This is a genomic window from Actinosynnema sp. NPDC091369, from assembly GCF_044757065.1.
Lineage (GTDB): Bacteria > Actinomycetota > Actinomycetes > Mycobacteriales > Pseudonocardiaceae > Actinosynnema.
In genome coordinates this window covers 19539-45608 of sequence record NZ_JBIVUG010000021.1, presented here as the reverse complement: position 1 = coordinate 45608, position 26070 = coordinate 19539, and the positions used below count along the sequence as shown (strand labels likewise).

Sequence of the window (26070 nt, the reverse complement as noted above, 5' to 3'; positions counted from 1 at the left end):
GGTCGAACGGTTACTTCGGCGGCGGCGGGACCAGGCAGCTCACCGGAGCCGACTGGTTGCCCGACGCGTCCACGCCGTAGACGAGGGCGTCGCCCTTGAGCGTGATGCGCCAGTCGATGTCACCGACACCGGGCTTCTGGTTCGGCGTCGCGCCCGGCGCCTGCACCAGCTTCACCTTCGTGCCGCTCGGGAAGCCGCCGAACACCGCCGGGCTCGCCGAGTCGGAGACGAAGACCTGCGGGTTCGGGTCGACCGCGTCGGTGGCGGTCAGGATGAAGAACCCGTCCTCGTTGTCGGCCGGCGGCACCGTGCCCCCGCCCGGGTTGTTGGTGGGCTGACACGTCACGACCGGCGGGGTCGTGTCGACCCAGTCCTTGAGCACGTCGTCGCACACCCGGTGGCCGGCGGCGTGGGTGAAGCAGCCGCGGATCGAGTCCGTGCCCAGGCCCGCGAGGCCCTGCGTGCCCGGGTAGGTGAAGTCGACCGCGCCCGCGGCGGAGGTGCTGCCGTTGCCCGCGGCGCCCGCGTTCGGGCCGGAGAGCACGGAGAAGTCGACCGCGGTGTTCGCCACCGGGTCGCCGAAGTCGTCGGTGACGGTGGCGGTCACGGTGTGCGTCTGGCCGGGCGTGCCCAGCTCGTTGACCGCGTGCTCGGGCTCCACGTCGATGGACGCCGCGCAGCCGCGCACGTTCACCGTCGGGTTGCCGAACGTCACGACGTGGCCCTGGGCGTCGGTGTAGGCGACGGTCGGGTTGACCGCCAGCGCGCCGCCACCGGCGGCCGGGGAGTGCGTCGCGGTGAACGTCAGCGTCACCGTCTCGGTGCTCAGCTCGTCGACCGTCCACGTGAGCTGGTTGCCGTTCTGGCCGACCGAGCCCTTGGACGCGGCCGCGCCGCTGATCGAGAACTGCGGTGCCACCGTGTCGACCACGGTCACGCCGGTCGCCGCGGGCACCACGATGGCCGCGCCGATCGCCTCGAAGACCTCCTGCAACTGGGCGGCGGTCGGTGCCTCGTAGTAGTGCGTGGCGTCGGGGTCGCTGGTCCAGTCCCGGATCTCGTTCGCGTCGACGGAGCCGAGGCCGATGCCGAAGATCTCGGTGCCGGCGTCGCGCGCCGCCTGGGCGGCGGGGCTCGCGTCGGGACCCACGGTCGTCTGGCCGTCGGTCATGATGACCATGATCTTCTCGTTCGCGGGCACCGACCCGGCGAGCTGCGCCTGGCCGGTCGAGATGGCCGCGGAGTGGTTCGTGCCGCCGGCCGCGACGAGCGCGTCGATGGCGGACTTGGCGGCGTTCGCGTCGGACGAGAGCGCGGTGTCGACGGTGGCGCCGTCGGCGAAGCTGACGACGCCGATGCGGCTGCCGTTGGCGACCACGCCGTCCAGCGAGCCGTCGGTGGCCTCGTCGATGATGTCCACGAAGGACTTGGCGGCGGTCTTGAGGTCGTCGATGGCGTCCTGCATGCTGCCCGAGCGGTCGAGGACCAGTTCGATGTCGACGGGGCTGCCGGCGATGCCGGTCTGGGCGTCGAGCGTCACGGTGACCGGGACGGACCCGCCGCACGGGATGTCGGTGGCCCCCAGGGTCTTGGTGCCGGTGACGGTGCCGTCCGCGGCCACCGCCGCGGTGGTGGTGGCGAGCGGGGCCGCCAGAGCGGCCAGCAGGACCGCGGTCACGCCGCAAGCCCGTCTTCGAGTGTTCTGGTTCATATCGGTATCGCACCTCCTCGTGCGCGCCGACGAGACGTGAAGTCCCCTCTGGAATCACGTTCGCGCATTCCGGTGAAGCCGGGTAAGTCAGTCCCCGAACAGGTGCGGACCAGCGAAGATCCCACCGAATGACACTTGCCGTGCGACTCGGATGCGTCGGCATGAAGAGGTTAAACACGAATTCTCACGAAGAGCAATCGGTTCACCCGATCGGGCCAGTGGAAATGGCTCGTCGTTTTTGATCTGCGGATCGTTACGGACGAAACTGCAATTGTGACGACAATGCGGCGGCCACGCGTTCCGCCACGCCCGCGCAGGCGTGCGGCGCGTCGGCGCGGACATGCGAGAGGGCCGCCCACCCGGAGGTGGACGGCCCTCTCACCCCTGACGACTAGCTGCGGACCATCTTGCGCAGCACGTACTGCATGATGCCGCCGTTGCGGTAGTAGTCGGCCTCACCCGGCGTGTCGATGCGGACCACCGCGTCGAACTCGACCTTCGCGCCGTCCGCCTTCGTCGCCACCACGTGCACCGTGCGCGGCGTCTCGCCGTCGTTGAGCGCGGTGATGCCGGTGAAGTCGAACGTCTCCGTGCCGTCCAGGCCCAGCGACGCCGCGGACTCGCCCGCGGGGAACTGGAGCGGCAGCACGCCCATGCCGATCAGGTTCGACCGGTGGATGCGCTCGAACGACTCGGCGATCACGGCGCGCACGCCGAGCAGCGAGGTGCCCTTCGCGGCCCAGTCGCGCGACGAGCCCGAGCCGTACTCCTTGCCCGCCAGCACGACCAGCGGCACGCCCGCCTCGGCGTAGGCGACCGACGCGTCGTAGATGGTGGTCTGCGGCGCGCCCTCCTCCAGGAAGTTGCGGGTGAACCCGCCCTGGACGCCCTGCCCGTTGTTCTCGTCGGCGAGCAGCAGGTTGCGCAGCCGGATGTTGGCGAACGTGCCCCGGATCATCACCTCGTGGTTGCCCCGGCGGGAACCGTAGGAGTTGAAGTCCTTGCGCTCGACGCCGTGCTCGCTGAGGTACTTGCCCGCGGGCGAGTCGACCTTGATCGCGCCGGCCGGCGAGATGTGGTCGGTGGTGACCGAGTCGCCCAGCAGCGCCAGCACGCGCGCGCCGCCGATCTCCGTCACCGGAGTCGTCTCCATCCGCATGCCCTCGAAGTACGGGGGCTTGCGCACGTAGGTGGACTGCGGGTCCCACTCGAACGTCTTGCCGGTCGGCGTGGGCAGCGACTGCCAGCGCTCGTCACCGGCGAACACGTCGGCGTAGCCCTTGGTGAAGCCCTCCGGCGAGATCGCCGACGCGACGACCTCCGAGATCTCCTGCGGCGACGGCCAGATGTCGGCCAGGTACACCGGCTTGCCCTCGGCGTCGGTGCCCAGCGGCTCGGTGGTGATGTCCTTGTCCATCGAACCGGCCAGCGCGTACGCCACCACCAGCGGCGGGGACGCCAGGTAGTTCATCTTGATGTCGGGGTTGATCCGGCCCTCGAAGTTCCGGTTGCCCGACAGCACCGACACCGCGGCCAGGTCGCCCTGGTTGATGCCCGCCGAGATCTCGTCCTGCAACGGGCCGGAGTTGCCGATGCACGTGGTGCAGCCGTAGCCGACCAGGTGGAAGCCCAGCTTCTCCAGGTACGGCAGCAGCCCGGCGCGCTCGTAGTAGTCCATGACGACCTTGGAGCCCGGCGCGAGGGTCGTCTTGACCCACGGCTTGCGCTCCAGGCCCTTCTCCACGGCCTTCTTCGCCAGCAGCGCCGCGCCGAGCATCACCGACGGGTTGGACGTGTTGGTGCACGACGTGATCGCCGCGATCGCCACCGCGCCGTGGTCGAGCTCGAACTCCGCGCCGTCCACGGTCACCTTCACCGGGTTGGACGGCCGGCCCTCCGCGCCCTCGGCGGCGGACTGGAACACGTGCGGCTTGCCGCCCGCGTCACCGTCGGACACCGCGATCGGGTCGCTGGCCGGGAACGACTCCTCCGACGCCTCGTCCACCGGCGAGTTGTCCACGCCGTCGGTGTGCGTGACGTAGGCGCCCAGCGCCTGCCGGAACGCCTCCTTGGCGTTGGTCAGCTCGATGCGGTCCTGCGGGCGCTTCGGGCCGGCGATCGACGGCACGACCGTCGACAGGTCCAGCTCCAGCGTCTCGGAGTACACCGGCTCCACGGCCGGGTCGTGCCACAGGCCCTGCTCCTTGGCGTAGGTCTCGACCAGCTCCAGCTGCTCGGCCGAACGGCCGGTCAGCTTCAGGTAGTCGATGGTCTCGCCGTCGATCGGGAAGATCGCGCAGGTCGAGCCGAACTCGGGGCTCATGTTGCCGATGGTGGCGCGGTTGGCCAGCGGCACCGCGCCGACGCCCGAGCCGTAGAACTCGACGAACTTGCCGACCACGCCGTGCTCGCGCAGCATCTGGGTGATCGTGAGCACCAGGTCGGTGGCGGTCGCGCCGGCGGGCAGCTCGCCGTGCAGCTTGAAGCCGACCACGCGCGGGATCAGCATGGACACCGGCTGGCCGAGCATGGCGGCCTCGGCCTCGATGCCGCCGACGCCCCAGCCCAGCACGCCGATGCCGTTGACCATGGTGGTGTGGCTGTCGGTGCCGACCAGCGTGTCCGGGTAGGCGACGCCGTTGCGGACCATCACCACGCGGGCCAGGTGCTCGATGTTGACCTGGTGCACGATGCCGGTGCCCGGCGGGACGACCTTGAACTCGTCGAACGCGGTCTGGCCCCAGCGCAGGAACTGGTAGCGCTCCTTGTTGCGCTGGTACTCCAGGTCCACGTTCAGCTCGAACGCGTCCGGCCGGCCGAAGACGTCGGCGATCACCGAGTGGTCGATGACCAGCTCGGCCGGCGCCAGCGGGTTGACCTTCGACGGGTCGCCGCCGAGCTGGGTCACCGCCTCGCGCATCGTGGCCAGGTCCACCACGCACGGCACGCCGGTGAAGTCCTGCATCACCACGCGGGCCGGCGTGAACTGGATCTCGGTGTCCGGCTCGGCCGACGGATCCCAGCTGCCCAACGCGCGCACGTGGTCGGCGGTGATGTTCGCGCCGTCCTCGGTCCGCAGGAGGTTCTCCAGCAGGATCTTCAAGCTGTACGGCAGGCGCTCGGCACCCTCGACCGCGCTCAGCCGGAACACCTCGTACGAGGCGTCGCCGACGGTGAGCGTGCCACGGGCGCCGAAGCTGTCTTTGCTGGTGCCTCCAGTGCCGGCAGGCACGGAACTCCCTGGTCCTGTCACGTGAAACTCCATCTGGTGACGCGCAAAGTCGGTTGGGGAACTGCTGCTGAGTCTTCCGCACCCGCGGGTGCGGCGCCCTCTCACCCCAAACAGTACGCGTGTCCTGTATTCCGCTTCAACCCGGCCCTACCTTGATCGGGGCATCATCACACCCGTGGTGCGTCTTGATCGAATCGGCAAGCGCTACGGCCGCGGCCCGTGGGTGCTGCGGGACGTCTCGCTCGCCGTCGAACCCGGTGAGGTGGTCGTGCTGCGCGGCGGCAACGGCGCGGGGAAGTCGACCTTGTTGCGGATCGCGGCGGGCGTGACCGCGCCGACGAGCGGCCGGGTCGACCGCGGCCCGTCGGTCGGGTACGCCCCGGAGCGGTTCCCGACGGGCGTGCGGCTGTCCGCGCGCGACTACCTCCACCGGCTCGCCGCCGTGCGCGGCGTCCCGGCCCGGTGGGACCTCGTCGAGGCGCTGGGGTTCGTCGGCGACCCGGACGCGCCGATGGCCACCCTGTCGAAGGGCAACGCGCAGAAGGTCGCGCTCGCGCAGGCGCTGCACGCCACCGACCTGCTGGTGCTGGACGAGCCGTGGTCCGGGCTGGACGCCGCCGCGAGCGCGGTGCTCGGCGGGCTGGTGACGTCGTCGCGGGCCGCCGTCGTGCTGACCGACCACCACGGGCACGACCTGCCCGGTGCCCGCGAGGTGGCGCTCGGCGCGACCCGGCCCGGGGGCGTGGTGATCGAACTCGACCGGGTGGGGGAGGCGTTCGCGCTGATCAGCGCGTTGGACGGGGTGTTCGCGGCGCACGAGGTCGGCGGCGGGGCGCGGGTCGAGGTGCGGGCCGGGTTCAGCGACGGCGTGCTCGCCGAGGCGCTGCGGCTGGGCTGCTCGGTGCGGAGCGTGCGGTCGTGACGGCGCTGGTGCGGTACCTGCTGGTGGACGTGCTGCGCACGCAGCGCTGGCTGCCGCCGTCGCTGGTGCTCGCGGCCGTGCTGGGGATGCTCTACGCCTCCGACGCCGGCCCGCCGCTGCCCGCGTACGCCGGGACGTGCGTGCTGGTCTACCCGGTGTCGGCGTGGCTGACGGTGGTCATCGCCACCGCCGAGGACCCGGTGCGCCGGACGATCACCGTGGTGACCGCGGGCGGCTGGGCGCGGGCCCAGGCGGCCGTGACCGCGCTGTCCGTGCTGGCGGCGCTGGCGGTGGCGCTGGTCGCCGCCCTGGTCCCGGTCGTGACGCAGCCGCGCCCGTACCCGCCCGGCACGGTCGCGCAGGGCTTCGCGGCGCTGGCCGTGTGCGCGCTGGTCGGCGTCGGCGTGGGCGTGCTGTGCGGCCGGCCGGTGATCCCGCAGACCGGCTGGTCCGTGCTGGCCGCGACGGCCCTGGTCGTGCTGGTGTTCCTGTTCGGCCGCACGCCGCCGGTGGGCAACGTGCTGTGGGCGCTGTCCCACGACGACGGCGTGCCGACGGCGTTGGCGGTGTCCGGCGTGGTCGCGGCGCTGTTCGTGGCGGGTGCGACGTGGCTCGGCGCGGCGTTGGGCCCGCGTCGCGGTTAGCGTGACGTCACCACCGCCGGCGGACCGCGGCCTTCGTTCCCGTGACCAGAGTCGACGGCGGCACGTCGTCGGCCACGACCGCGCCCGCCGCGATCACGGCGTCACGGCCGATGGTGACGCCGGGCAGGATCGTGGCGCCCGCGCCGATCCACACGTTCTCCGCCACGTCGATGGGCCCGCCGCTCAGCCACCCGCGCCGCTCCTCGGGATCGACCGGGTGACCGACGGTGATGAACGTGGCCCGCGGCCCGATCATCACGCGCTCGCCGAGCCGGATGCCCGCGTAGTCCAGGAACGTGCAGTTCTGGTTGACGAACACGCGGTCCGCCAGGTCCAGGCGCAGGCCGTGGTCGGTGTAGAAGGGCGGGTAGATCGTCACGCCGTCCCGCAGCGGCCGGCCGAGGATCTGCTCGAACAGCTCCGCCTTGCCGCTCTCGTCGTCGAACGGCAGCACGTTGAGGCGGGAGGTGAGCTCGGTGGCCCGCAGCACCCGTTCGGACATGGCCCGGAACTCGGTGCTGCGGATCCGCACGAGGCGGTTGTCGCGCTTCCTCATCGGGGCGCCGAAGCCCAGGACGGGCGCCAGACCGGTCCGCGGAGCGCGGGCAGGCCGCCGAGGTGCTCGACGACCGCCCGCAGGCCCGGGTGCGGGTTCGTGCCGGGCAGCAGGAGCGAGAGCGGGTAGGCGAGCGTCGGACCGGCGATCGGGATGCGGCGCAGGTCGTGGCCCGTCGGCCACGTGTACCGGTCGCGCGCGCCGACGAGGGTCGCCACGTCGCCGGAGTCCGCGAGGGCGTCCTGGAGGACCTCGTTGCCGAAGTTCGGGCCCGCCGCGTCGATGCGGAGGTCGAACGCGGTGGTGAGCTCGTCGTAGAACTCCGCCCACTCGCTGCGCCGGGCGATGCCGGGCACCCAGATCCGGTGCCCGCGCAGCCGCTGCGGCGTCAGCTCCCGCGCGGACGCCAGGGGGTGACGCGGACCGACGAGGAGTTCGAGCGGCGAGTCGAACGCGTGGATCATCCGCACGGCCGGTGGCAGCTCGGCCCGGTCGGTGACCGAGCGGAACGAGGCGTCGACGTCGCCCGATTCGACCGCCGCGGCGGCCAGGCGCGGGTCGTCCACCCTCAGGGTCACCACGTCGAGGTTCGTGCCCGGACGCGAGCGCCAGTAGTCGTGCAGGACGACGGCCTGCGCGCTGCGCAGGCCGAGGACGTCGATCCGCAGGGCCCGGGAGCCGGGCCGGACCGCGGTGACGGCGCGATCGGCGCCCGTGACGATGCCCCGGGCGTGCGGGAGGAACGCTTGGCCGTCCAGCGTCAGCCCGACCCCTCGGGCGGTGCGGGTGAACAGGCGCACGCCCAGCTCGCGCTCCAGCGCGGCGACCCGCTTGGAGACCGCCTGCTGCGTGACGCCCAGCTCGGCGGCGGCGTGCCGCAGCTGCCCGAGCTCGGCCGCCCTGACGAACGACCGCAGCGCTTCCGTGTCCACCGCCCGAGCCTAAACGCGCACAACCGATCGTTGTGGCTCACCGGGAGCGGGTTGGGTCGTCGCGCTCCGGCGCGGTCGGTGGGGACGCGGTCCGGTCGTCCGCACCGGGATCGCGGCCGGTGCTCGCGACGGTGCTCGGCGGCCGAAATCGTCGGACCCCCGGGGCACAATAAAAGCAGGGGTCCCCTTGGCGGGGACCCCTGCGGAGCGTGCGTCAGGCGGTTGGACTACTTGATCGCCTTGATCAGCTCGTCGATGTCCTTCGGCTCCAGGCCGCGCATCAGCGTCAGGAACAGCTCGCTGTAGGTGCGGAACGGGCTGACGTACCACTTGCCGTCGACCTCGGTGGCGACCACGCCGATGCCGTCCTTCAGCACCTGCGCGCCGACGCGGGCGATCACGTCGACCGCGGCGGCCGGGATGTCGCCGCCGCCCTGCTGCTCGACCAGCTGCGTGATCTCGTCCGCGCACAGCCGCTGCGACTGGCCCTGGACCTTGGCGCTGTAGCAGTCGCCGTCCCGGCTGATCTCGACCGTCTCGCCCTCGGCCTCGACGACCAGCTTGCGGATGGTGAGCTGGGTGCCGCCCTTGACGTCCTTCGAGTCGGTCTCCAGCTCGACCAGCTTCGCGCCGGTGGCGGGCGTCTTGCCGACCTGGTCCAGGATGACCGGGCCGACGTCCTGAAGCACGCCCATCTCGTCCGGCGGCAGCAGCGCGATGACGCCCTCGACGTCACCCTCGAACGCCTTCTCCACCAGCTGCTTCGCGGCGTCGTTCGCCGACGCCGCTCCGGCCGGCGCGATGCCCTGGGCGGGCCACTTCAGGTCCTCTTCCTCCAGCGCGGCGTGCGCGATGGTGTAGAAGAGGCTCGGGTACCACTCGTCGCCGACCTTGATGGTGGCGATGCCGATCGGCTTGCCGTCCCGGTCGGCCTTCTCCTTGGCGAAGTCCAGCGTCTCGGTCTCGGTGCCCGCCTTCTGCAGGTCCGCGCCCAGCGCGTCGACCAGCTTGTCGGTCAGCGGGATCTGCTTGACGTCCGAGGTGATCGTGATCTTGCCCTCGACCACCTTGTTGATCGTCAGGTGGTCGTTGACCTTCTCCGCGGCGGCGTCGTCGAACTTGATGCCCTCGCTCGTGATCTGGACGCCGCTCAGCTTGTTCGGGTCCGCGTCCTTCTTCAGGATCTCCAGCCGCTTGGCCTCGCTGATCGTGGCCTCGGTGTAGTCCTTGCTGAGCTTGGCCTCGGCGGGCGCCAGGCCGTTCATGATGCCCAGGACGTCACCGCTGCCCAGGGCGCTGAGCAGGTTGTTCGCCGCGGTCGACGGGCTCTCGGAGCCCGCGGCCACGTCGTCGGAGCTGCGCAGCGCCCACACCGTGGCGACCGTGCCCGCGGCCAGCGCGAGGACGGCGACGACCGCGGTGATGACCAGGCCGGTGCGCTTCTTCTTCGGCGGCTCACCACCCGCGAAGCCGTACGGCTGCTGGCCGTAGGGCTGCTGGCCGAAGTCCTGCTGGTAACCGGGCTGCGGCTGGGCGAAGCCCTGCGGGCCCGTCTGCGGGTAGCCCTGCTGCGGCTGCGGGCCGGTCTGCGGGTAGCCGCCCTGCTGGTAGCCGCCCTGCTGGGGGCCGCCCTGCTGGGGGAAGCCGCCCGGCTGGCCCTGCTGCGGGTATCCCCCCTGCGGCTGGCCGTACGGGTTGTTCTGCGGTGGCCATTCGCCTCCGCCGCCACCTGGGTACGTCACGGTGCTCCTCCTGGAGTGCTGATCGCTGTGCGGGATGTCGCGGTGAGCACGGTGATCGCCCCGGCGATCCCCAGCACAGCACCACCGAGGGTGACCACCGGTCCGGTCAGGCTGATCCCGACCAGTGCCGCCTCGTTGCCCCCTTGGACGGCGGCAAGTGCCGCCACCGTTCCCGTAATCGTGCCAAACACTAGTGCGATCCATCCGGCGATCCGGTGAAAACCGACCGCCCACAGCACCACGCAGCACACCGCCAACGGGGTGAGTGCCACCCACACCCCGCGCACGACCTCTCCCGGCACACCGCTCAACCCGGCGAAACCACGCAGAGCGAGCACCTCGTAACTGGTCCGCGTGACCGTCCCGGACCGCAGCCAGGGCAGGAAGAAACCCACCACGGCCGTGACCAAACCGATAACTCCGAGCACCGCGCCCGTCCAACGTCTGGTTGTCGGCTCCGCCGACGGTGTCCCGCGCACGCACCCATGCTCGCAGGCGTGTGGGACGGTGGTGGCATGAGTGCACGGGACGTGATGGCCCTCGCACGGCGCATCACCGTGCTCACCGGCGCCGGGGTGTCCCTGGAGTCGGGCGTGGTGCGGTTCCGGTTCGACGCGGAGTCGTTCCTGGCGTCGGCGCGCGTGCGGCGCGAGGTGTGGCGGTCCTGGCTGGACGATCCCTTGTGGACGGCGCGCCCGAACGCCGCGCACCGCGCGTTGGCGGGCTTGGAGCGGGCCGGGCGGGTGCGGTCGTTGCTGACGCAGAACGTCGACGGGCTGCACCAGCGGGCCGGGTCGACGGTGATCGAGCTGCACGGATCGATGGCGCGTGTGGTGTGCGTCTCCTGTGGCGCCACCTCCGCGACGAGCGACGCGCTGGTCCGGGTGCGCGGCGGTGACGTGCCGCCGGACTGCGCGGTGTGCGGCGGGGTGCTGCGGCCGGCGGCGGTCGCGTTCGGCGAGCCGTTGGACGACGACGTGGTGCGGGCGGCGCGGATGGCCGTGCTGGACTGCGACGCCATGCTGGTGGTGGGGACGTCGCTCACCGTCGAGCCCGCCGCCCAGCTCGTGCCGTTGGCGGCGAAGGCGGGCGCGGCGGTGGTGATCTGCACCCTGGACCCGACGCCGTACGACTCGCTGGCGGCGGCCGTGGTGCGCGAACCGGCGGCGACGGCGTTGCCGGAGCTGGCCGCGGTGCCCGTGGTGGCGACCGGTCCGATCCGCACGTGGGGCGACCCCAGCACCTGGTGACCCCCGTTGTGCGTGGTGGCGGTGTTCGTGGACTTGGGCGAGCCGGGGCCCTCGGAGGGCAAGCCGCCCAGCGGCATCGACCTGCCCGCCCTCTTCCCGGGCGGCGGCTTCCACCGCTACGAGGGCTCGCTGACCACGGGCGGGTTCGACGAGATCGTGAGCTGGGTCGTCATGCGCGACCCGGTCGGCGTCGACGACCCGGCCCTGCGCGCCTTCATCCGAACCCACGCCGACCAGCCCCGCCCGGTCCAACCGGTGAACCGCAGGGTCGTGCTGACGACCGGGTGATCGGAGGCTGGCCGGGGCGCGTCCGGCGTCATAAGGTCACCACGTATGCGCGTACCCCTGACTGTCGCCGATTTCCTCCACCGGGCGGAGCAGGTCTTCGCCGACACCACGGCGTGCGTGGACGAGCCCGTGCAGGCCGCCGCGCCCGTGCCGACCACCACCTACGGCGGGTTCGCCGACCGCGTCCGGGCCTGGCAGGCCGGGTTCGACGCGCTCGGGGTCGGCGAGGGCGAGCGGGTGGCCGTGGTCAGCCACAACTCGGCGCGGCTGCTCGAGCTGCTGCACGCGGTGCCCGCGAGCGGGCGCATCGCGGTCCCCGTCAACTTCCGGCTGCGGCCCGACGAGGTGTCCTACATCGTCGAGCACAGCGGCGCGTCGGCGCTGCTCGTGGACCCCGAGCTGGACCTCGGCGGCGTCACGGCGCGGCACCGCTTCGTGCTCGGCGAGCAGACCGAGACCGAGCTGATGCGCTTCGACACCGAGCCGCGCCCGTGGCACGAGCCGGACGAGGACGCCACCGCCACCATCAACTACACCTCCGGCACGACGGCCCGGCCCAAGGGCGTCCAGCTGACCCACCGCAACATCTGGCTCAACGCGGTCACGTTCGCCCTGCACGCCCGCGCGTGGGAGCGCGACGTCTACATGCACGTGCTGCCGATGTTCCACTGCAACGGCTGGGGCATGCCCTACGGCCTGGCCGGCCTCGGCGTGCCGCAGGTCGTGCTGCGCAAGGTCGACGGCAGGGAGATCCTCAACCGCGTCCGCGACCACGGCGTCACGCTGATGTGCGGCGCGCCCGCCGTGTGGAACGCCGTGCTCGACGCCGCCCAGGACTGGGACGGCGAGATCCCCGGCCGCGACCGGGTGCGCGTCGTCTGCGCGGGCGCGCCGCCGCCCAGCCGCACCATCGCCCGCGTGGGCGAGGAGCTGGGCTGGGAGTTCCTCCAGCTCTACGGCCTGACCGAGACCTCGCCGCTGCTCACGTTCAACCGCACCCGCCCCGCCGACGACGCGCTGCCGGCCGCCGAGCGGGCCCGCAAGCTGTCCCGGGCGGGCGCGCCCGGCCTGGGCGTGCGGTTGCGGGTGTCCGAGAGCGGCGAGGTGCTGGCCCGCGGGAACGTCGTCATGGAGGGCTACTGGGACAACCCGGGGGCGAGCGCCGAGGCGCTGGAGGGCGGCTGGTTCCACACCGGCGACGGCGGCGAGCTGGACGACGAGGGCCACCTGACGATCTCCGACCGCAAGAAGGACGTGATCATCACCGGCGGCGAGAACGTGTCGTCCATCGAGGTCGAGGACGCGCTGTTCGCCCACCCGGCGGTGGCCGAGGCGGCGGTCATCGGCGTGCCGCACGACAAGTGGGGCGAGACGATCAAGGCGCTGGTCGTGCGGGCCGAGGGCGCGGAGGTCACCGAGGCGGAGCTGATCGCGCACTGCAAGGCCCGGCTCGCGGGCTACAAGGCGCCGACGTCGGTCGAGTTCCGCGACGCCATCCCGCGCACCGCCACCGGCAAGGTGCAGAAGTTCAAGCTCCGCGAGCCGTACTGGGCCGACCTCGACCGCAAGGTCAACTGACCGTGATCGCGTCACCCGGCTGAGGGCTGTTCCCCGCGTCCGGTGTGGCCCATGTGGCTGATGTTCACCCCGGGTCCATTGGAAACGATGTGGCACGAGTGGCACAGTCGACTCCGGGTAGCGCCGTTCGGCGTAACGTCGTTCGGCCGAGTGCGCGGGGAGGGCGGCAGTCGTGACTCGATGGATCATCCCGGTCGTGATCGCGTTGACCACCGCGATCGGTCTGGGGGGCGCCGCGCACGCGGTGCCGCCACCGCCGCCCAACCCGAGCGACGCCGAGATCGACGCCGGCCGGCAGCAGGCCGACGCCAAGGCCGCCCGCGTCGGTGAGCTGACCGGTCGGCTCACCGACGCCGAGGCCCGGCTGCGGGAGCTGACCGACGACGTCGCGTTCAAGCTGGAGCTGGCCAACAAGGCCCGGGTGGACCTCGACACCGCCCGGACCGAGGCCGACCGGGCTCGCCGGGACGCCGACGCGGCCCGGGTCGAGGCCGAGGCGGCGGGCCGGGCCGTCGAGGACGCCCGCGTGCGGCTGGACGAGTTCGCCGCCGCCAGCTACGAGCAGGGCAGCGTGGTCGGCTCCGTCTCGGCGTACTTCGGCGCGACCAGCCCCGAGGACCTGCTCGCCCGCGCCCAGCTGCTGCAGGCCGTCAGCGAGTCGAGCCTCAACGCGCTGGACGACGTCGAGCGCAGCCGGGCCGAGCAGGCGAACAAGGAGTCGGCGGCACGGGCCGCGCTCGACCTGGCCGACCGGAAGCAGGCCGACGCCGACCAGGCCAAGAGGGACGCGGACGCGGCGCAGACCGCCGCCGTGCAGGCGCAGCAGGGCCAGGCCGCCGCCGCGCAGGGCATCCAGGACGAGAAGACCCGCGTCGAGGGCGAGCTGGACCAGGCGTTGCACGCGGTCGAAGGGCTGGAGGGCCAGCGCGACCGGTACGACCAGTGGCTCCAGGACAAGCGCCGCGAGGAGGAGGAAGCCGCGCGCCTGGCCGCGCTCGCCGCCGCGCCGAAGCCGCAGGCGCCCCGACCGCAACCGGTGACCGCGCCCGCCAGTGGCAGCGTGGAGACCGTCGTGGCTCGCGCGATGCAGCAGCTCGGCGTGCGGTACTCGTGGGGCGGCGGCAACTACGACGGTCCCACCGTCGGCATCCGGGACGGCGGCATCGGCGACGCGCACGGCGACTACTACAGCGTCGGCTTCGACTGCTCCGGGCTGATGATGTACGCGTTCGCGGGCGCCGGCGTCTACCTGCCGCACTACAGCGGCTACCAGTACAACGCCGGCCGCAAGGTGCCGCTGTCCCAGGCGCAGCGCGGCGACATGCTGTTCTGGGGACCGGGCGGCGGCACGCACGTCGCGCTCTACCTCGGCGGCGGCATGATGGTCGAGGCGCCGTACTCCGGCTCGCACGTCCGGGTCGCCCCGGTCCGGTACGGCGGGATCATGCCGTACGCCACCCGCGTGCTGTAGCCGTCAGCGCCGGTCGCCGACCGGGTCCAGGCGGCGCGGGTCCACGCTGGAGGGTTGCACGCCGGAGGGTTCCACGCTGGAGGGGTGCACGCTGGAGGGTTGCACGCGGAGCGCCCGGACCTCCTCGCGCAGCGCCCGCACCTCGTCCAGCAGCCGGTCCTCCGCGCCGGCGCGCGCCGGCGCTGCCTCGGACTCCATCGCGCTGCACACCACCGCGATGAACAGGTTCAGCATGGTGAACGTGCCGACCAGCAGGTACACCAGGAAGAAGACCCACGCCAGCGGCTGGGTCGCCATCAGGTCCCGCATCACGTCCGACCAGCCGTCGCCGGTGGTGATCTGGAACAGCGTCAGCACGGTCGCCCCGAGGTCGCCGAACCGCGGGTCACCGCTCGCGCGGAACAGGTTGATGGCCACCACGCTGCCGACGTACAGCATCAGCACGAGCAGCCCGGACAGCGACAGCAGCCCCGGGATCGACTTCACCAGCGCGGTCACCACGCGGCGCATGCTCGGCACCATCGCGACCAGCCGCAGGGCGCGCAGGACGCGCAGCGCCCGGACCACCGACAGCGGGCCGGCGGCGGGCAGCAGGGCGACGCCGACGACGACGACGTCGAAGCAGTTCCACGGGTCGCGGAAGAACCGGGGCCCGTGCGCGTACAGCCGCGCGACCAGTTCGAGGACGAAGACCGCGAGGGCGGCGCTGTCCAGCACGTCGAGCAGCTCGCCGTAGGACCCCATCAGCGCCGTCGAGGTCTCGCAGCCGAGGGTGACCGCGTTGACCACGATCACCGCGATCACGAACTGCTGGAAGCGCCTGCCGTCCACGACATCGCGGACGCGGTCGCGCAGAGCCATGCCGAACTCCTCCTGCACGCTTCGGGGATCTCGCTCGATCGAGCACCGCCCCATCGGCGCACGGACCGCACGGCTTGAGCGAATTCACCTCATCGAGCGGAAGAATGCCGATTTGGCGCGGGTGTAGTCGTCGTAGTCGTCGTCTCCGGCGTGCGTTTCGGCCGCACGGAGTTTCGCCGTCTAATAAGCCTCGTGCAGGGCCGGGTCGGCGCGCAGCCGGTCGCGGAAGCGGATCGTGGCCCCGTGCCACGGGTTGCCGAACGACCGCACGTGCAGGATCGCGGGTTCGGCCGGGTCGGGCCGGAAGTAGAGCCGCTTGCGGTACAGCTCGGCCGGCACGTCGGGATCGCTCCGCCAGTCGTGGGTCTCGCCGGGGGAGTCGGGTCGCGATCCCGTCGCGACCCGGAAACCCAGCGCCGCCAGCCGGGGGTCGAGGTCGGCGGGGTCGGGCAGCGCGGTCACGCCGAGCTGGAGGTCGACGAACCGCTTGGCGCGCAACCCCGGCACGGCGCTCGACCCGATGTGCTCGTAGCTCCACGACGGCTCGGCGAGGTGTGCGCGCAGCCGGTCCGGCAGGCGGCGCGCGGCGGCCGGCAGCCGCGGGTCGTGGTCCGCCGGCGCGGGCGGTGTGCGCGGCGGCGGGTCGATGCCCGCGAACCGCCGCGCGAACGGCTCGACCCGGCCCGACCACAGCGCGTCCGGGTCGTCCGCCACGACGTCCGCCCGCGCGTCCTCGACGCCGCCGACCACCAGCGCGGCGGGTCCGGGCCGGTCGAGCACGGTCACCAGCCCGGTCACGTCCAGCGTTCGCAACCGGTCCGCGACGGCCGGCGCGGACACCACCTCGACGCGCAGTCGTGGATCATCCATGGGTCCATGGTGGCGCGGACCCCGCCGAGGTGGGGTCCGCGCTCCGCGTCAGCGGTCCATCAGGGCGAACACGCCCCAGCCCAGGTACTCGCGCTGGTAGCGCGCGTACCGGGCCGGTTCGCCGGCGAGCTCGGCCCGCAGCGCGGGCGCGAGCTCGTCGTCCGGGTTCGCGTCCAGCCAGCGCCGGGTGGTGAGCCACTGCGCCGCGACGTAGCGGTCCCAGCTGTCCCGGTCGGCCAGCACCATCTCGACCACGTCGCAGCCCAGCTCACCGAACTGCGCGAGCAGGTCGGGCAGCGGCAGGAAGTCGTCCCGGGAGGCCGCGTGGCTGCCCTCCACCGCGGCCTGGTCGGGCGGGTCCTGCCGCCAGTAAGGGTGCCCGACCAGCAGCAGGCCGCCGGGGCGCAGGCTGCGCCGCAGCAGCTCGACCGTGCCGGGCACGCCGTCGCCGATCCAGGTGGCGCCGACGCACGCGGCGACGTCCACCGGCTCGTCCGCGACGTAGCCCGCCGCGTCCCGGTGCACGAACCGGACCTTGTCGGTCACGCCCAGCTCGGCCGCGCGGGCCTTCGCCGAGGCCAGGAACGTCGCGCTCAGGTCGACGCCGGTGCCGGTGAGCCCGTGGTCGCGGGCCCAGGTGCACAGCATCTCGCCCGAACCGCACGCCAGGTCGAGCACGTGCCACCCGGGACCCGGGCGCAACGCCCGCCCGAGGACGGCCAACTTGGCGTCGTCCAGCGGGTTGTGGATGCGGTGGCCGCTTTCGCGGATGGTGAATCTACGGGGTATGTCCACTTCCGGTCGTCCTCACGTCCAAGGGGTCGGTCGGCGTGATCGGCCGCTCGGCGGCCGGGACCCGGACGGGCATCCAATGCACCTCTTCGCACGCGTGGGGACGGTCGGCGGCGAGGTTAGGCACGGCAGCCTGCGGTTGTCCACCGGTTTGCCGTTCCGTCTCGATTGGCCTGTCCACAGTGGACCACGGGTGGATATGAACCCCTATTCGGCGCGATCTCGGAATGGCCACCCCAGAATTGCGGAGAAATGGTCCCGATCACCCGAATGCCCGGCCCGGATTCGGTAGCGTCGATGGGTACAGGGAGGAAGTCAAGTCCAGGGGGGACCATGACGGCCGGCCGCTTGATGCTCGACGACGGCGAAGTGACCTACCAAAGACGGGGCGACGGGCCGCCGGTCGTGCTGCTGCACGCCGGCGGCCTCTCGGGCGCCCTGTGGGACCGCCAATTCCCGCTGCTGGCGCGGGACCACACCGCGGTCCGGTACGACGCGAGGGGCCACGGCGGGTCGTCGCCGGTGACCGGCCCCTTCGCCCACCACGAAGACCTGGAGGACCTGCTCGACGGGCCCGGCCTCGACCGGGCGACCCTGGTCGGGCTGTCGCTGGGCGCCCGCACCGCGGTCGGCTTCGCGCTCGCCCACCCCGACCGGGTGACGGACCTGCCGGACGAGCTGCACGCGGTCGACCGACCGCACGAGCTGCGCGCGCGGACGCCGGTGGTCGTCGGCGACCTCGACTCGTCGGACATCCACGCAGTGGCCGACCTCCTCCAGGAGTCCGTGCCCGGCGCGGAGGAGGTCGTTGTCGAGGGTGCCGGTCACCTGGTGAACCTCGACCGGCCGGACGAGTTCGACCGGGTCCTGCTGCGGTTCCTGCGCGCGTCGCGATGAACGGCGGCTTCCACCAGGCGGTGCTCGAACGGGCCGACGCCGCCGTGCTGGTGGTCGATCCGACCGACCTGGGCGTCCGGTGGGCGACCCCGGCGGCCCGGCGGTTGTTCGGCGGCGCGTCCGGCCTGCTGCCCGACCTGGTGGCGACCGGCGACGCGGCGGCGGTCGGCACGTTCCTGCAGGCGGTGGGGCGCGCGGGCGCGTCGCGGCTGACCTGCGCGGTGCCGGTGCAGGGTTCCCGGCACCGGCACGTGGACCTGATCGCGCGCGACCTGAGCGCGGACCCGGACGTGCGCGGCCTGGTGGTGGTGGCGCTGGACGTCACGGGCTGGGCGGCGACGGCCGACGAGCTGGGCAGCAGGCTCAACACCGACGCGTTGACGGGGCTGGCCAGCCGCACCGGGTTCCTGCCGCGGCTGGAGCAGGCCGTGCGCGGCGCGCCGGGCCCGGTGCTGGTGTTCCTGGACCTCGACCGGTTCAAGGAGGTCAACGACTGCCACGGGCACGCCGCGGGCGACCACGTGCTGCGCCTGGTGGCGTCACGGCTGGCCGCGGTGGTGGCCGGGCGCGGCACGGCGGCCCGGCTCGGCGGCGACGAGTTCGCCGTGCTGCTCGACGAGCTGGACGAGCTGGAGGCGATCGCGGCGGCCCGGGAGATCCTGGCCGTGATCGCCACGCCGGTGACGTTGGACGAGGGCGTGATCCGGGTGTCGGTGTCGGCGGGCATCACGTTCGTCCGGCCCGGTCACGGCGCGGAGGACCTGCTGCACCAGGCGGACCTCGCGATGTACCGGGCGAAGACGATCGGCCCGGGCGGCGTCGCCGTCTACGACGAGGACCTGGAGGACTGGGCGCTGGCGCGCAAGCACCAGGTGGACCGGCTCGCCGAGCGGCTGGAGGAGCTGCACGCGGAGAACCGGGCGCTGGCCGAGGCGGCGACCATCGACCAGCGGACCGGGCTGCCGAACCCGGCGACGTTCGACGCCGACCACGCCCGCCGCAACCGGGCGGGCGAGCCGTACAGCCTGCTGCTGGTCGACATCGACCGGTTCCACAGCTACAACACGCTGTACCGGTACCTGGCCGGCCACGAGACGCTGCGCAAGGTCGGCGAGGCCATCGACCGCACCACCCGCGCGGGTGACCGGGCGTACCGGTACGGGGGCGAGGAGTTCACCGTGCTGCTGCCCGGCACGCGGCTGGACGGCGCGCTCGCGCTGGGCGAGCGGATCAGGCAGGAGGTGCAGCGGCTCGGGCTGGAGCACCGGGGCAACCCCGGCGGCGTGGTGACGGTGTCGATCGGCGCGGTGGAGGTCTGCGCGGGCGCGTCCGTCACCGACGCCGTGGAGGAGGCCAGCGTGGCGGTGCTGGAGGCCAAGGACGCCGGTCGCAACCGCGTGGTCGGCCGCCGCGCCGGGGGCTGAGCCTCACGCGGCGAGCGCGTCCAGCAGCCACGAGTGCGCCGCGCCGACCGTGACCTCCTCGCCGGTCACCGCGCCGACCAGGCGCCAGTACCGGCGCAGCCGGGGATCGCCCTCGACCTCGGTCCGCGCGCGCAGGGCCCGGCGGAACGCGGGGGTGTCCCGCCGGCCCAGCACCTCCGCGTAGGACCGCACGAACAGGTCCAGCGCGGGTCCCGGCCCGGGCGGGCGGCCCGCCGACACCAGCGGGCGGGCTGCGTCGCACGCCCGGCCCACGCCGTCGTGCAGCGCGCCCTGGTCCGGCACGCGGTCGCGGGTGGCCAGCAGGTGGCGCAGGGACCGGTCCGCGGTCAGGGCGGCCATCCCGGCGTACGCGAGCACCTGCTCGGGCGTCGGGTCGGCCGGTGGCGGGGGAGCGCTCACCTGGAGGAACATCTCGACCGTGTCGGCCGGCGCGGGGCCGAGGTAGCAACGGCTCCAGAAGGACGTCAGCGAGTCCCGCACGGCTCGGCCGTCCGGTGCGGCGGCCAGCAACGCCAGGCGCGCGGCCCGGGCGGCCGGCGGGGCGTGCTCGACGGCGCGCAGGGCGGCCCTGCGCCACGCGATCCCGGCCAGGGTCACGTCGAGCGCCGCCCGTTCCGCCGCGACCGCGTCGGCCAGTGACCGCCGCCCGGCCAGCACGTCGGTGATCACGGGCAGCCCCAACCCCAGCGCGCGCAGCTCCCGGACGGTCCGCAGCCGGTCGACGGCGGCCTGGTCGAACCGCCGGTGCCCACCCGCGCTGCGGGCCGGTTCGAGCACGCCTTCGTCGCAGTAGAAGCGGATGGTGCGCACCGGCACCCCGGTCAACCGCGCGAGGTCACCGATGCCCAGCATTGTGTCCCCCGTCACGATCGGTCGAACCTCCACCCGGGTGCCGTTCCTACGGTACGGCCATGCCGACCCTGGAACGCCTCGCCGTGGGCTTGCTCGAGCAGACCTCCGCCTTCGCCGCGCACGTGCGCGACCTCACCGCGACCGTGCCGACGTGTCCGGAGTGGACGGTGCGTGACCTCGTGGCGCACATCGGCCAGGAACACCGCTGGGCCGAGGAGATCGTGCGCTCCGGCGCGCCCGTCGACGTGCCCGATCCCCGTGCGCAGGAAGTCCCCGACGACTGGGCCGCGTGGCTGCGCGACGGCGCGGTGGACCTGGTCGAGGCGGTCGGCGACGGCGTCACGCCGGTGTGGACCTACTTCGGCGACGGCCCGTCCCGGTTCTGGCTGCGGCGGATGCTGCACGACACCACCGTCCACCACGCCGACCTCGCGGGTCGGGACGCCCTGATCCCGGCCGACCTGGCCGGGGACGCCCTGGAGGGCCTGCTGGAGCTGCTGACCGCACCCGGCGCTCCCGCTCTGAAACCGGCTCTGGCCGAGCTGCGCGGTGACGGCCACACCATCGCGCTGCGCCCGCACGACGCGACACCGTGGTCGATCACGCGCGGATCGGCCGGCCCGACCTGGCGGCGGGGCGGCGGTGACGGGGACGTCACGGTGACGGCGAGCGCCCGCGACCTGCTGCTCGTCGCCACCCGGCGGCTGTCTCCGGACGCCACCGGCGTGACCGTGTCCGGCGACCGCTCCCTCCTCGACCACTGGCTCACCCACACGGCGCTGTGAGCGGCCGTTCAGCCCACTCGGAAACTACACACAGTAGAAAAAGGGGTCAGTTCGATTGCGGGTCAATGAATTCACCTGGTCTTTTCTGGTGAACGTGATCACCGTCGGTTAGTAATGGCTGTGCCCCACGACTCGATGCAGCACTTCTCCTCCGACGGCCTCTCCACCCTCGTGCTGGCCTACGTCGTCTCCGTCGTCGGCTCGCTGATCGGCCTCGCCTGCATGGCGCGTGCCCAGGCCGAGCCGGAACGCGCCGCCAAGGCGCGCTGGACCGCGTTCGGCGCGGTCGCCATCGGGGGTGTGGCCATCTGGCTCATGCACTTCATCGCCATGCTCGGCTTCGACGTCCCCGGTGCGGCGGTGAAGTACTCCGCGCCGCTGACCGCGCTGTCGGCGGTGGTGGCGATCGGGGTGGTCGGGGTCGGGTTGTCGCTGGTCACGCTGGTCCGGTTCACCCGAATGCGGTTGCTCCTCGCGGGGCTGCTGGCCGGGCTCGGCGTGGCGGGCATGCACTACCTGGGCATGTCCGCCATCCGGTTCCGCGGCGAGCTCGGCTACGACCCGGCGCTGGTGGCGCTGTCCTGCGTGATCGCGGTGGTGGCGGCGACCGCGGCGTTCTGGTTCACGCTGGTCGTCAAGACCACCTCGGCGCGGGTCGCGGCCGGGTTGATCATGGGTGTGGCGGTCACCGGCATGCACTACACCGGCATGGCCGCGGTGCGGGTCACCACCGACCCGACGATCGCCGCCCCGCAGGGCACGGCCGTGTTCGACCTGGTGTTCCCGGTGTTCGTGACCAGCGCGCTGGTGGTCGCGGCACTGCTGTGGATGCTGTTCACCTCCGACGACGACGTGCTGGGCGAGGCCGCCTGACGGCTACCGTAAGCCCGTGTCGTGGTCGGCGGTGGTCCTCGCGGGTGGTCGGGGCAGCAGGCTGGGCGGCGTCGACAAGGCGTCCGTCGTGGTCGGCGGTCGCACGCTGCTCGACCACGTGCTGGACGCGGTCTCGGGCGCACGGCGGACCGTCGTCGTGGGTCCGCGCAAGGACGACGTGCCCGGCGTGACGTGGGCGCGCGAGGACCCGCCCGGCGGTGGACCCGTCGCCGGACTGGCCGCCGGGCTCGCGCACGTGACCACCGACCTCGTGGTGGTGCTCGCGGTGGACCAGCCGGGCATCACCCGGTCCACGGTGGACCGGCTGCTCGCAGCCGTCGGCGACACCGGCGCGGTCCTCGTTGACGACGAAGGGCGCTCGCAGTGGCTCATCGGGGCGTGGCGCACCGAGGCGCTGCGCCGAGCGCTGCCGACCGACCCGCGCGACGCGTCCATGAGGTCCGTCCTCGGCCCCCTGGACGCCGCGGCTGTCGTCGCCCGACCGGGTGAGGCACGGGACGTCGACACCCCGCGCGACCTGACCCCGTGACGGGGACCAAGATCCGGTGAGGACGGCGTGAGCTGCGCCGCTGCCCGAATTCGGGGCCCACCCCCTTCACAAGAGCCACACCGTCGGCAGGGGAGACTGGGCCACAGTCGTACAACCCTGTCGAGGAGGACCTTTGTCCGAGCCCGCCGCCGAGGCGACCCACACGCCGGCTCGTGACGCCCAGTTGCTCGAACGCACCGTGTTCGAGGTCAAGCGGGTGATCGTCGGTCAGGACCGGCTGGTCGAGCGGATGCTCGTCGGCCTGCTGGCCAAGGGCCACCTGCTGCTGGAAGGCGTGCCCGGCGTGGCCAAGACGCTGGCCGTGGAGACGTTCGCCAACGTCGTCGGCGGCTCGTTCTCCCGCGTCCAGTTCACCCCCGACCTGGTGCCCGCCGACATCCTCGGCACCCGCATCTACCGCCAGGGCAGCGAGAGCTTCGACGTCGAGCTCGGCCCCGTGGTGGCCAACTTCGTCCTCGCCGACGAGATCAACCGCGCGCCCGCCAAGGTGCAGTCGGCGATGCTGGAGGTCATGGCCGAGCGGCACGTGTCCATCGGCGGCAAGACGTTCCCGATGCCCACCCCGTTCCTGGTCCTGGCCACCCAGAACCCGATCGAGAACGAGGGCGTCTACCCCCTGCCCGAGGCGCAGCGCGACCGGTTCCTGTTCAAGATCCAGGTCGAGTACCCGACGGCCGAGGAGGAGCGGGAGATCGTCTACCGGATGGGCGTCGAGCCGCCGGTGCCCAGCCAGGTGCTCGGCCCGGACGAGCTGGTCCGCCTCCAGGGCGTGGCCTCCCGGGTCTTCGTGCACCACGCGCTGGTCGACTACGTGGTGCGGCTGGTCATCGCGACCCGCGCGCCCAAGGAGCACCAGCTCACCGACGTGGCCGGGTGGGTCGCCTACGGCGCCTCGCCGCGCGCCAGCCTCGGCATCATCGCCGCCGCCCGCGCCCTGGCGCTGGTGCGCGGGCGCGACTACGTGCTGCCCCAGGACATCGTGGACGTGGTGCCGGACGTGCTGCGGCACCGCCTCGTGCTGTCCTACGACGCGCTGGCCGACGGCGTGCCGCTGGACCACATCATCACGCGCGTGCTCCAGACCGTGCCGTTGCCGCAGGTCTCGGCCCGTCCGCAGACGCCGCAGCCCGCGGGCAGGCCGTGACCGAGCCGAACCCGACGACCGGCGAGCGGCCGAGCTGGGCGCCACCGGTGCTGCACGGCGGCCGGATGGAAGCGGCGCTGCGCACGCTCGAGCTGGAGGTGCGCCGCCGGCTCGACGGGCTGCTCCAGGGCAACCACCTGGGCCTGGTCCCCGGACCGGGCTCCGAGCCCGGCGAGGCGCGGCCCTACCAGCCCGGCGACGACGTGCGGCGGATGGACTGGGCGGTCACCGCCCGCACCACCGTGCCGCACATCCGCGAGACCGTCGCCGACCGCGAGCTGGAGACGTGGCTCGCGATCGACCTGTCGCCGAGCCTCGACTTCGGCACGGCGGCGTGCGAGAAGCGCGACCTGGTGGTCGCCGCGACGGCCGCGGTCGCGCACCTCACCCGCGGCGGCGGCAACCGGATCGGCGCGCTGGTGTCCACCGGCGAAGACCTCGTCCGGGTGCCCGCGCGCGGCGGTCTGGCGCACTCGCGCGGCCTGATCCGCAAGGTCGCCGAGACGCCCCGCGCGCCCGAGGGCACCCGCGGCTCGCTGGCCGACGTGGTCGAGCAGCTGCGCCGCCCGCCGCGGCGACGCGGCCTGGTCGTGGTGATCTCCGACTTCCTCGGCGGCACGGAGTGGCAGCGCCCGCTTCGCGCGCTGTCCGCCCGGCACGACCTGGTGGCCATCGAGGTGATCGACCCGCGTGACATCGACCTGCCCGAGGTGGGCACGGTGGTGCTGGCCGACCCGGAGTCGGGCCGGCAGCGCGAGGTCGTGGCGTCGCCGCTGCTGCGCCGCGAGTTCGCCGCCGCCGCCGCCGAGCACCGCGCCGAGGTGGCCGCGGGACTGCGCCGCGCCGGCGCCGGTCACCTGGTGCTGCGCACCGACTCGGACTGGATCGCCGACACCGTGCGGTTCGTCGTCGCGCGCAAGCGCCGCTGGTCGGGAGGGGTGGCCTGATGAGCCTGTCGGGTTTCACCGCGCCGTGGTGGTTCCTGCTGCTGGTGGGCGTGGCGGCGCTGGCCGCGTTCTACGTGGTGGTGCAACGCGTGCTGCGCAAGCGGACGCTGCGGTTCGCGAACCTGCCGATGCTGGAGAAGGTCGCGCCCAAGCGGCAGGGCTGGTACCGGCACGTGCCGGTGGCGCTGCTGATGGTGGCGTTCATCGCGCTGACCGTGGCGCTGGCCGGGCCGACCGCCGAGCAGAAGGTGCCGCGCAACCGGGCCACCGTGATGCTGGTGATCGACACGTCGCTGTCGATGAAGGCCACCGACGTGCAGCCGTCCCGGCTGGAGGCCGCGCAGGTGGCCGCCAAGTCGTTCGCCGACGGGCTCACGCCGGGCATCAACCTGGGGCTCATCTCGTTCGCGGGCTCCGCCACCGTGCTGGTCGCGCCGACCACCGACCGCGCCGCGGTCACGCAGAGCATCGACGGGCTCAAGCTGGCCCAGTCCACCGCGACCGGTGACGCGATCGTGGCCGCGCTGGCGGCGATCGACTCGTTCGGCAAGGTCGTCGGCGGCGCGGACGGGCCACCGCCCGCGCGGGTCGTGCTGATGACCGACGGCAAGGAGACCGTCGGCACGCGGGACGCGTTCGACGCGGCCGAGGACGCGAAGAAGGCGGGCGTTCCGATCTCCACGATCTCGTTCGGCACCGAGGAGGGCGTGGTCGAGATCGAGGGCCGGCGGCAGGAGGTGCCGGTGGACGACGACTCGATGAAGGAGATCGCGAAGCTGTCCGGCGGCGAGTTCTTCAAGGCCGCGAGCGCCGAGGAGCTGCGCCGGGTGTACGACACGCTGGGCGAGCAGATCGGGTACGAGAAGAAGCAGGCCGACGCGTCGCGGCCGTGGGTCACGCTGGGCACCGTGCTGGGGATGATCGCCGTGGCGGGCGCGCTGCTCTTCGGGCAACGTCTGCCGTGACGCGGCAGTATGTCGCCCGTGGTGGTGGCGGAGAACTGGCGGGAGATGGTCGACTGGTCCGTGGCGCTGCTGCGCCGCGGCACCGGCGAGGGCGTGCCGGAGTGGAACCGGCGGGTGCTGTCGTCCGGCCTCGACAACGAGCGTGACCTGCGCGTGTGGCTGCGCGAGCGGGGCGTGACCGGGTATCCGCAGATGCTGCTGGTGATGGAGCGGTTCGGGTACCCGGACCTGCTGCGCGCGTCGTCGGACGGGCTGGTGGACGCCCAGTACGCCGACCGGCCCGAGCTGCGTCCCATCCTCGACCGGCTGCTGGCGGAGGCGGCGTTGCTGGGGCCGATGCGCGTCCAGGCGCGCAAGGCGTACGTGGCCCTCGTGACGCCGCGCCGGACGTTCGCGGTCGTGAAGCCCGCCACCCGCACCCGCGTCGACCTGGGCCTGCGCCTGGCCGGTCACCCGCCGACGGGCCGCCTGGAGCCCGCCCGCGGCACGGGCCACGACACCATCACCCTGCGGATCGGCATCGGCAGCGCCGACGACATCGACGACGACATCCTGACCTCCCTGCGCCACGCCTACACCGCCAACCTCTGACCCGCGAGTCGAACGCTCAGGTCCCGCGTGTCGAACGCTCAGGTCCCGCGTGTCGAACGCTCAGGACCCGTGAGTTCGCCCTTCGGAACGCGCCTGGCCGTCCTGAGCGTTGAATTCAGGGGTCCTGGGCGTTCGACTCTCGGGACCTGGG

The 26070-nt window shown here is 72.8% G+C and carries 25 protein-coding genes; 15 read left to right on the top strand and 10 right to left on the bottom strand.

The features are described 5' to 3' along the window. Positions 1-10: 10 nt before the first annotated feature. Together ACIQMJ_RS39040 and ACIQMJ_RS39035 are read right to left on the bottom strand one after the other, a co-directional pair. On the bottom strand, positions 11-1678 hold the full coding sequence (locus ACIQMJ_RS39040; RefSeq protein ID WP_499766056.1) for a VWA domain-containing protein: 1668 nt from the start codon (positions 1676-1678) through the stop codon (positions 11-13). Positions 1679-2102: 424 nt separating this feature from the next. After that, the gene (locus tag ACIQMJ_RS39035; protein WP_499766055.1) at positions 2103-4943 is read right to left on the bottom strand and encodes an aconitate hydratase; all 2841 of its coding nucleotides are present in this window, start codon (positions 4941-4943) and stop codon (positions 2103-2105) included. A 175-nt stretch (positions 4944-5118) separates the two neighbouring features. On the opposite strand from ACIQMJ_RS39035, the gene ACIQMJ_RS39030 reads away from it, so the two are divergent. Both ACIQMJ_RS39030 and ACIQMJ_RS39025 read left to right on the top strand, forming a co-directional pair. After that, positions 5119-5865, top strand: coding sequence for an ABC transporter ATP-binding protein (locus tag ACIQMJ_RS39030; protein ID WP_499766054.1), 747 nt, complete (start codon positions 5119-5121; stop codon positions 5863-5865). Beyond that, positions 5862-6509 carry a hypothetical protein gene (locus tag ACIQMJ_RS39025; protein ID WP_499766053.1) on the top strand — a complete coding sequence of 216 codons (648 nt, stop codon included), beginning with the start codon at positions 5862-5864 and terminating at the stop codon, positions 6507-6509. The genes ACIQMJ_RS39030 and ACIQMJ_RS39025 overlap by 4 nt, the downstream gene beginning before the upstream one ends. A 7-nt stretch (positions 6510-6516) precedes the next feature. On the opposite strand, the gene ACIQMJ_RS39020 is transcribed toward ACIQMJ_RS39025, so the two are convergent. From ACIQMJ_RS39020 to ACIQMJ_RS39005, 4 genes are all read right to left on the bottom strand, one after another. Beyond that, positions 6517-7065, bottom strand: coding sequence for a DapH/DapD/GlmU-related protein (locus tag ACIQMJ_RS39020; protein ID WP_499766052.1), 549 nt, complete (start codon positions 7063-7065; stop codon positions 6517-6519). Then, positions 7062-7997 carry a LysR family transcriptional regulator gene (locus tag ACIQMJ_RS39015; protein ID WP_499766051.1) on the bottom strand — a complete coding sequence of 312 codons (936 nt, stop codon included), beginning with the start codon at positions 7995-7997 and terminating at the stop codon, positions 7062-7064. Before ACIQMJ_RS39015 ends, ACIQMJ_RS39020 begins: the two co-directional genes overlap by 4 nt. A gap of 227 nt (positions 7998-8224) precedes the next feature. Further along, entirely contained in the window at positions 8225-9739 is a 1515-nt protein-coding gene (locus ACIQMJ_RS39010) for a flagellar basal body protein FliL (RefSeq protein ID WP_499766050.1), read from the bottom strand. Beyond that, the gene (locus ACIQMJ_RS39005) at positions 9736-10167 is read right to left on the bottom strand and encodes a hypothetical protein (RefSeq protein WP_499766049.1); all 432 of its coding nucleotides are present in this window, start codon (positions 10165-10167) and stop codon (positions 9736-9738) included. Before ACIQMJ_RS39005 ends, ACIQMJ_RS39010 begins: the two co-directional genes overlap by 4 nt. Positions 10168-10254: 87 nt before the next feature. Between ACIQMJ_RS39005 and ACIQMJ_RS39000 the strand changes: the two genes are divergently transcribed. From ACIQMJ_RS39000 to ACIQMJ_RS38985, 4 genes are all read left to right on the top strand, one after another. Next, positions 10255-10989 carry an SIR2 family NAD-dependent protein deacylase gene (locus ACIQMJ_RS39000; RefSeq protein ID WP_499766048.1) on the top strand — a complete coding sequence of 245 codons (735 nt, stop codon included), beginning with the start codon at positions 10255-10257 and terminating at the stop codon, positions 10987-10989. Positions 10990-11010: 21 nt separating this feature from the next. Continuing rightward, entirely contained in the window at positions 11011-11277 is a 267-nt protein-coding gene (locus ACIQMJ_RS38995) for a carbonic anhydrase family protein (protein WP_499766047.1), read from the top strand. Positions 11278-11322: 45 nt separating this feature from the next. After that, entirely contained in the window at positions 11323-12855 is a 1533-nt protein-coding gene (locus ACIQMJ_RS38990) for an AMP-binding protein (RefSeq protein WP_499766046.1), read from the top strand. A 172-nt stretch (positions 12856-13027) separates the two neighbouring features. Continuing rightward, positions 13028-14326 (top strand): NlpC/P60 family protein, encoded by a 1299-nt coding sequence (locus ACIQMJ_RS38985; RefSeq protein WP_499766045.1) that lies wholly within the window; start codon positions 13028-13030, stop codon positions 14324-14326. 3 nt (positions 14327-14329) lie between these two features. Here the strand turns inward: ACIQMJ_RS38985 and ACIQMJ_RS38980 are convergent, their stop codons facing one another. The 3 genes from ACIQMJ_RS38980 to ACIQMJ_RS38970 all read right to left on the bottom strand — a co-directional run bounded on the left by ACIQMJ_RS38980 (position 14330) and on the right by ACIQMJ_RS38970 (position 16852). Beyond that, a complete protein-coding gene (locus tag ACIQMJ_RS38980) occupies positions 14330-15187 on the bottom strand; it encodes an ion transporter (protein ID WP_499766044.1) in 858 nt (285 codons plus the stop codon). A gap of 180 nt (positions 15188-15367) precedes the next feature. Continuing rightward, a complete protein-coding gene (locus tag ACIQMJ_RS38975; protein WP_499766043.1) occupies positions 15368-16057 on the bottom strand; it encodes a GrpB family protein in 690 nt (229 codons plus the stop codon). Between the two features lie 48 nt (positions 16058-16105). Further along, the gene (locus ACIQMJ_RS38970) at positions 16106-16852 is read right to left on the bottom strand and encodes an SAM-dependent methyltransferase (RefSeq protein ID WP_499766042.1); all 747 of its coding nucleotides are present in this window, start codon (positions 16850-16852) and stop codon (positions 16106-16108) included. Positions 16853-17182: 330 nt separating this feature from the next. Between ACIQMJ_RS38970 and ACIQMJ_RS38965 the strand changes: the two genes are divergently transcribed. Then, positions 17183-17746, top strand: coding sequence for an alpha/beta fold hydrolase (locus tag ACIQMJ_RS38965; protein WP_499766041.1), 564 nt, complete (start codon positions 17183-17185; stop codon positions 17744-17746). After that, positions 17743-19170, top strand: coding sequence for a sensor domain-containing diguanylate cyclase (locus tag ACIQMJ_RS38960; protein ID WP_499766040.1), 1428 nt, complete (start codon positions 17743-17745; stop codon positions 19168-19170). Before ACIQMJ_RS38965 ends, ACIQMJ_RS38960 begins: the two co-directional genes overlap by 4 nt. A gap of 3 nt (positions 19171-19173) precedes the next feature. Here ACIQMJ_RS38960 and ACIQMJ_RS38955 read toward each other — a convergent pair whose 3' ends face one another. Next, complete coding sequence (locus ACIQMJ_RS38955; RefSeq protein WP_499766039.1) at positions 19174-20058, bottom strand: MerR family transcriptional regulator; 885 nt, start codon at positions 20056-20058, stop codon at positions 19174-19176. Positions 20059-20102: 44 nt separating this feature from the next. Between ACIQMJ_RS38955 and ACIQMJ_RS38950 the strand changes: the two genes are divergently transcribed. The 7 genes from ACIQMJ_RS38950 to ACIQMJ_RS38920 all read left to right on the top strand — a co-directional run bounded on the left by ACIQMJ_RS38950 (position 20103) and on the right by ACIQMJ_RS38920 (position 25919). After that, a complete protein-coding gene (locus ACIQMJ_RS38950; protein WP_499766038.1) occupies positions 20103-20828 on the top strand; it encodes a maleylpyruvate isomerase family mycothiol-dependent enzyme in 726 nt (241 codons plus the stop codon). 114 nt (positions 20829-20942) lie between these two features. Then, positions 20943-21701: an MHYT domain-containing protein gene (locus ACIQMJ_RS38945; protein WP_499766037.1), complete on the top strand. Its 759-nt coding sequence runs from the start codon at positions 20943-20945 to the stop codon at positions 21699-21701. Positions 21702-21717: 16 nt separating this feature from the next. Further along, a complete protein-coding gene (mobA, locus tag ACIQMJ_RS38940) occupies positions 21718-22251 on the top strand; it encodes a molybdenum cofactor guanylyltransferase (RefSeq protein ID WP_499766036.1) in 534 nt (177 codons plus the stop codon). A 133-nt stretch (positions 22252-22384) separates the two neighbouring features. Continuing rightward, positions 22385-23416: an AAA family ATPase gene (locus ACIQMJ_RS38935; RefSeq protein ID WP_141982847.1), complete on the top strand. Its 1032-nt coding sequence runs from the start codon at positions 22385-22387 to the stop codon at positions 23414-23416. Between the two features lie 65 nt (positions 23417-23481). Continuing rightward, complete coding sequence (locus ACIQMJ_RS38930) at positions 23482-24363, top strand: DUF58 domain-containing protein (RefSeq protein WP_387491028.1); 882 nt, start codon at positions 23482-23484, stop codon at positions 24361-24363. Further along, positions 24363-25328, top strand: a complete 966-nt coding sequence (locus ACIQMJ_RS38925) for a VWA domain-containing protein (protein WP_499766035.1) — start codon at positions 24363-24365, stop codon at positions 25326-25328. Before ACIQMJ_RS38930 ends, ACIQMJ_RS38925 begins: the two co-directional genes overlap by 1 nt. A gap of 18 nt (positions 25329-25346) precedes the next feature. Continuing rightward, complete coding sequence (locus ACIQMJ_RS38920; protein ID WP_499766034.1) at positions 25347-25919, top strand: DUF5655 domain-containing protein; 573 nt, start codon at positions 25347-25349, stop codon at positions 25917-25919. Positions 25920-26070: the final 151 nt, after the last annotated feature.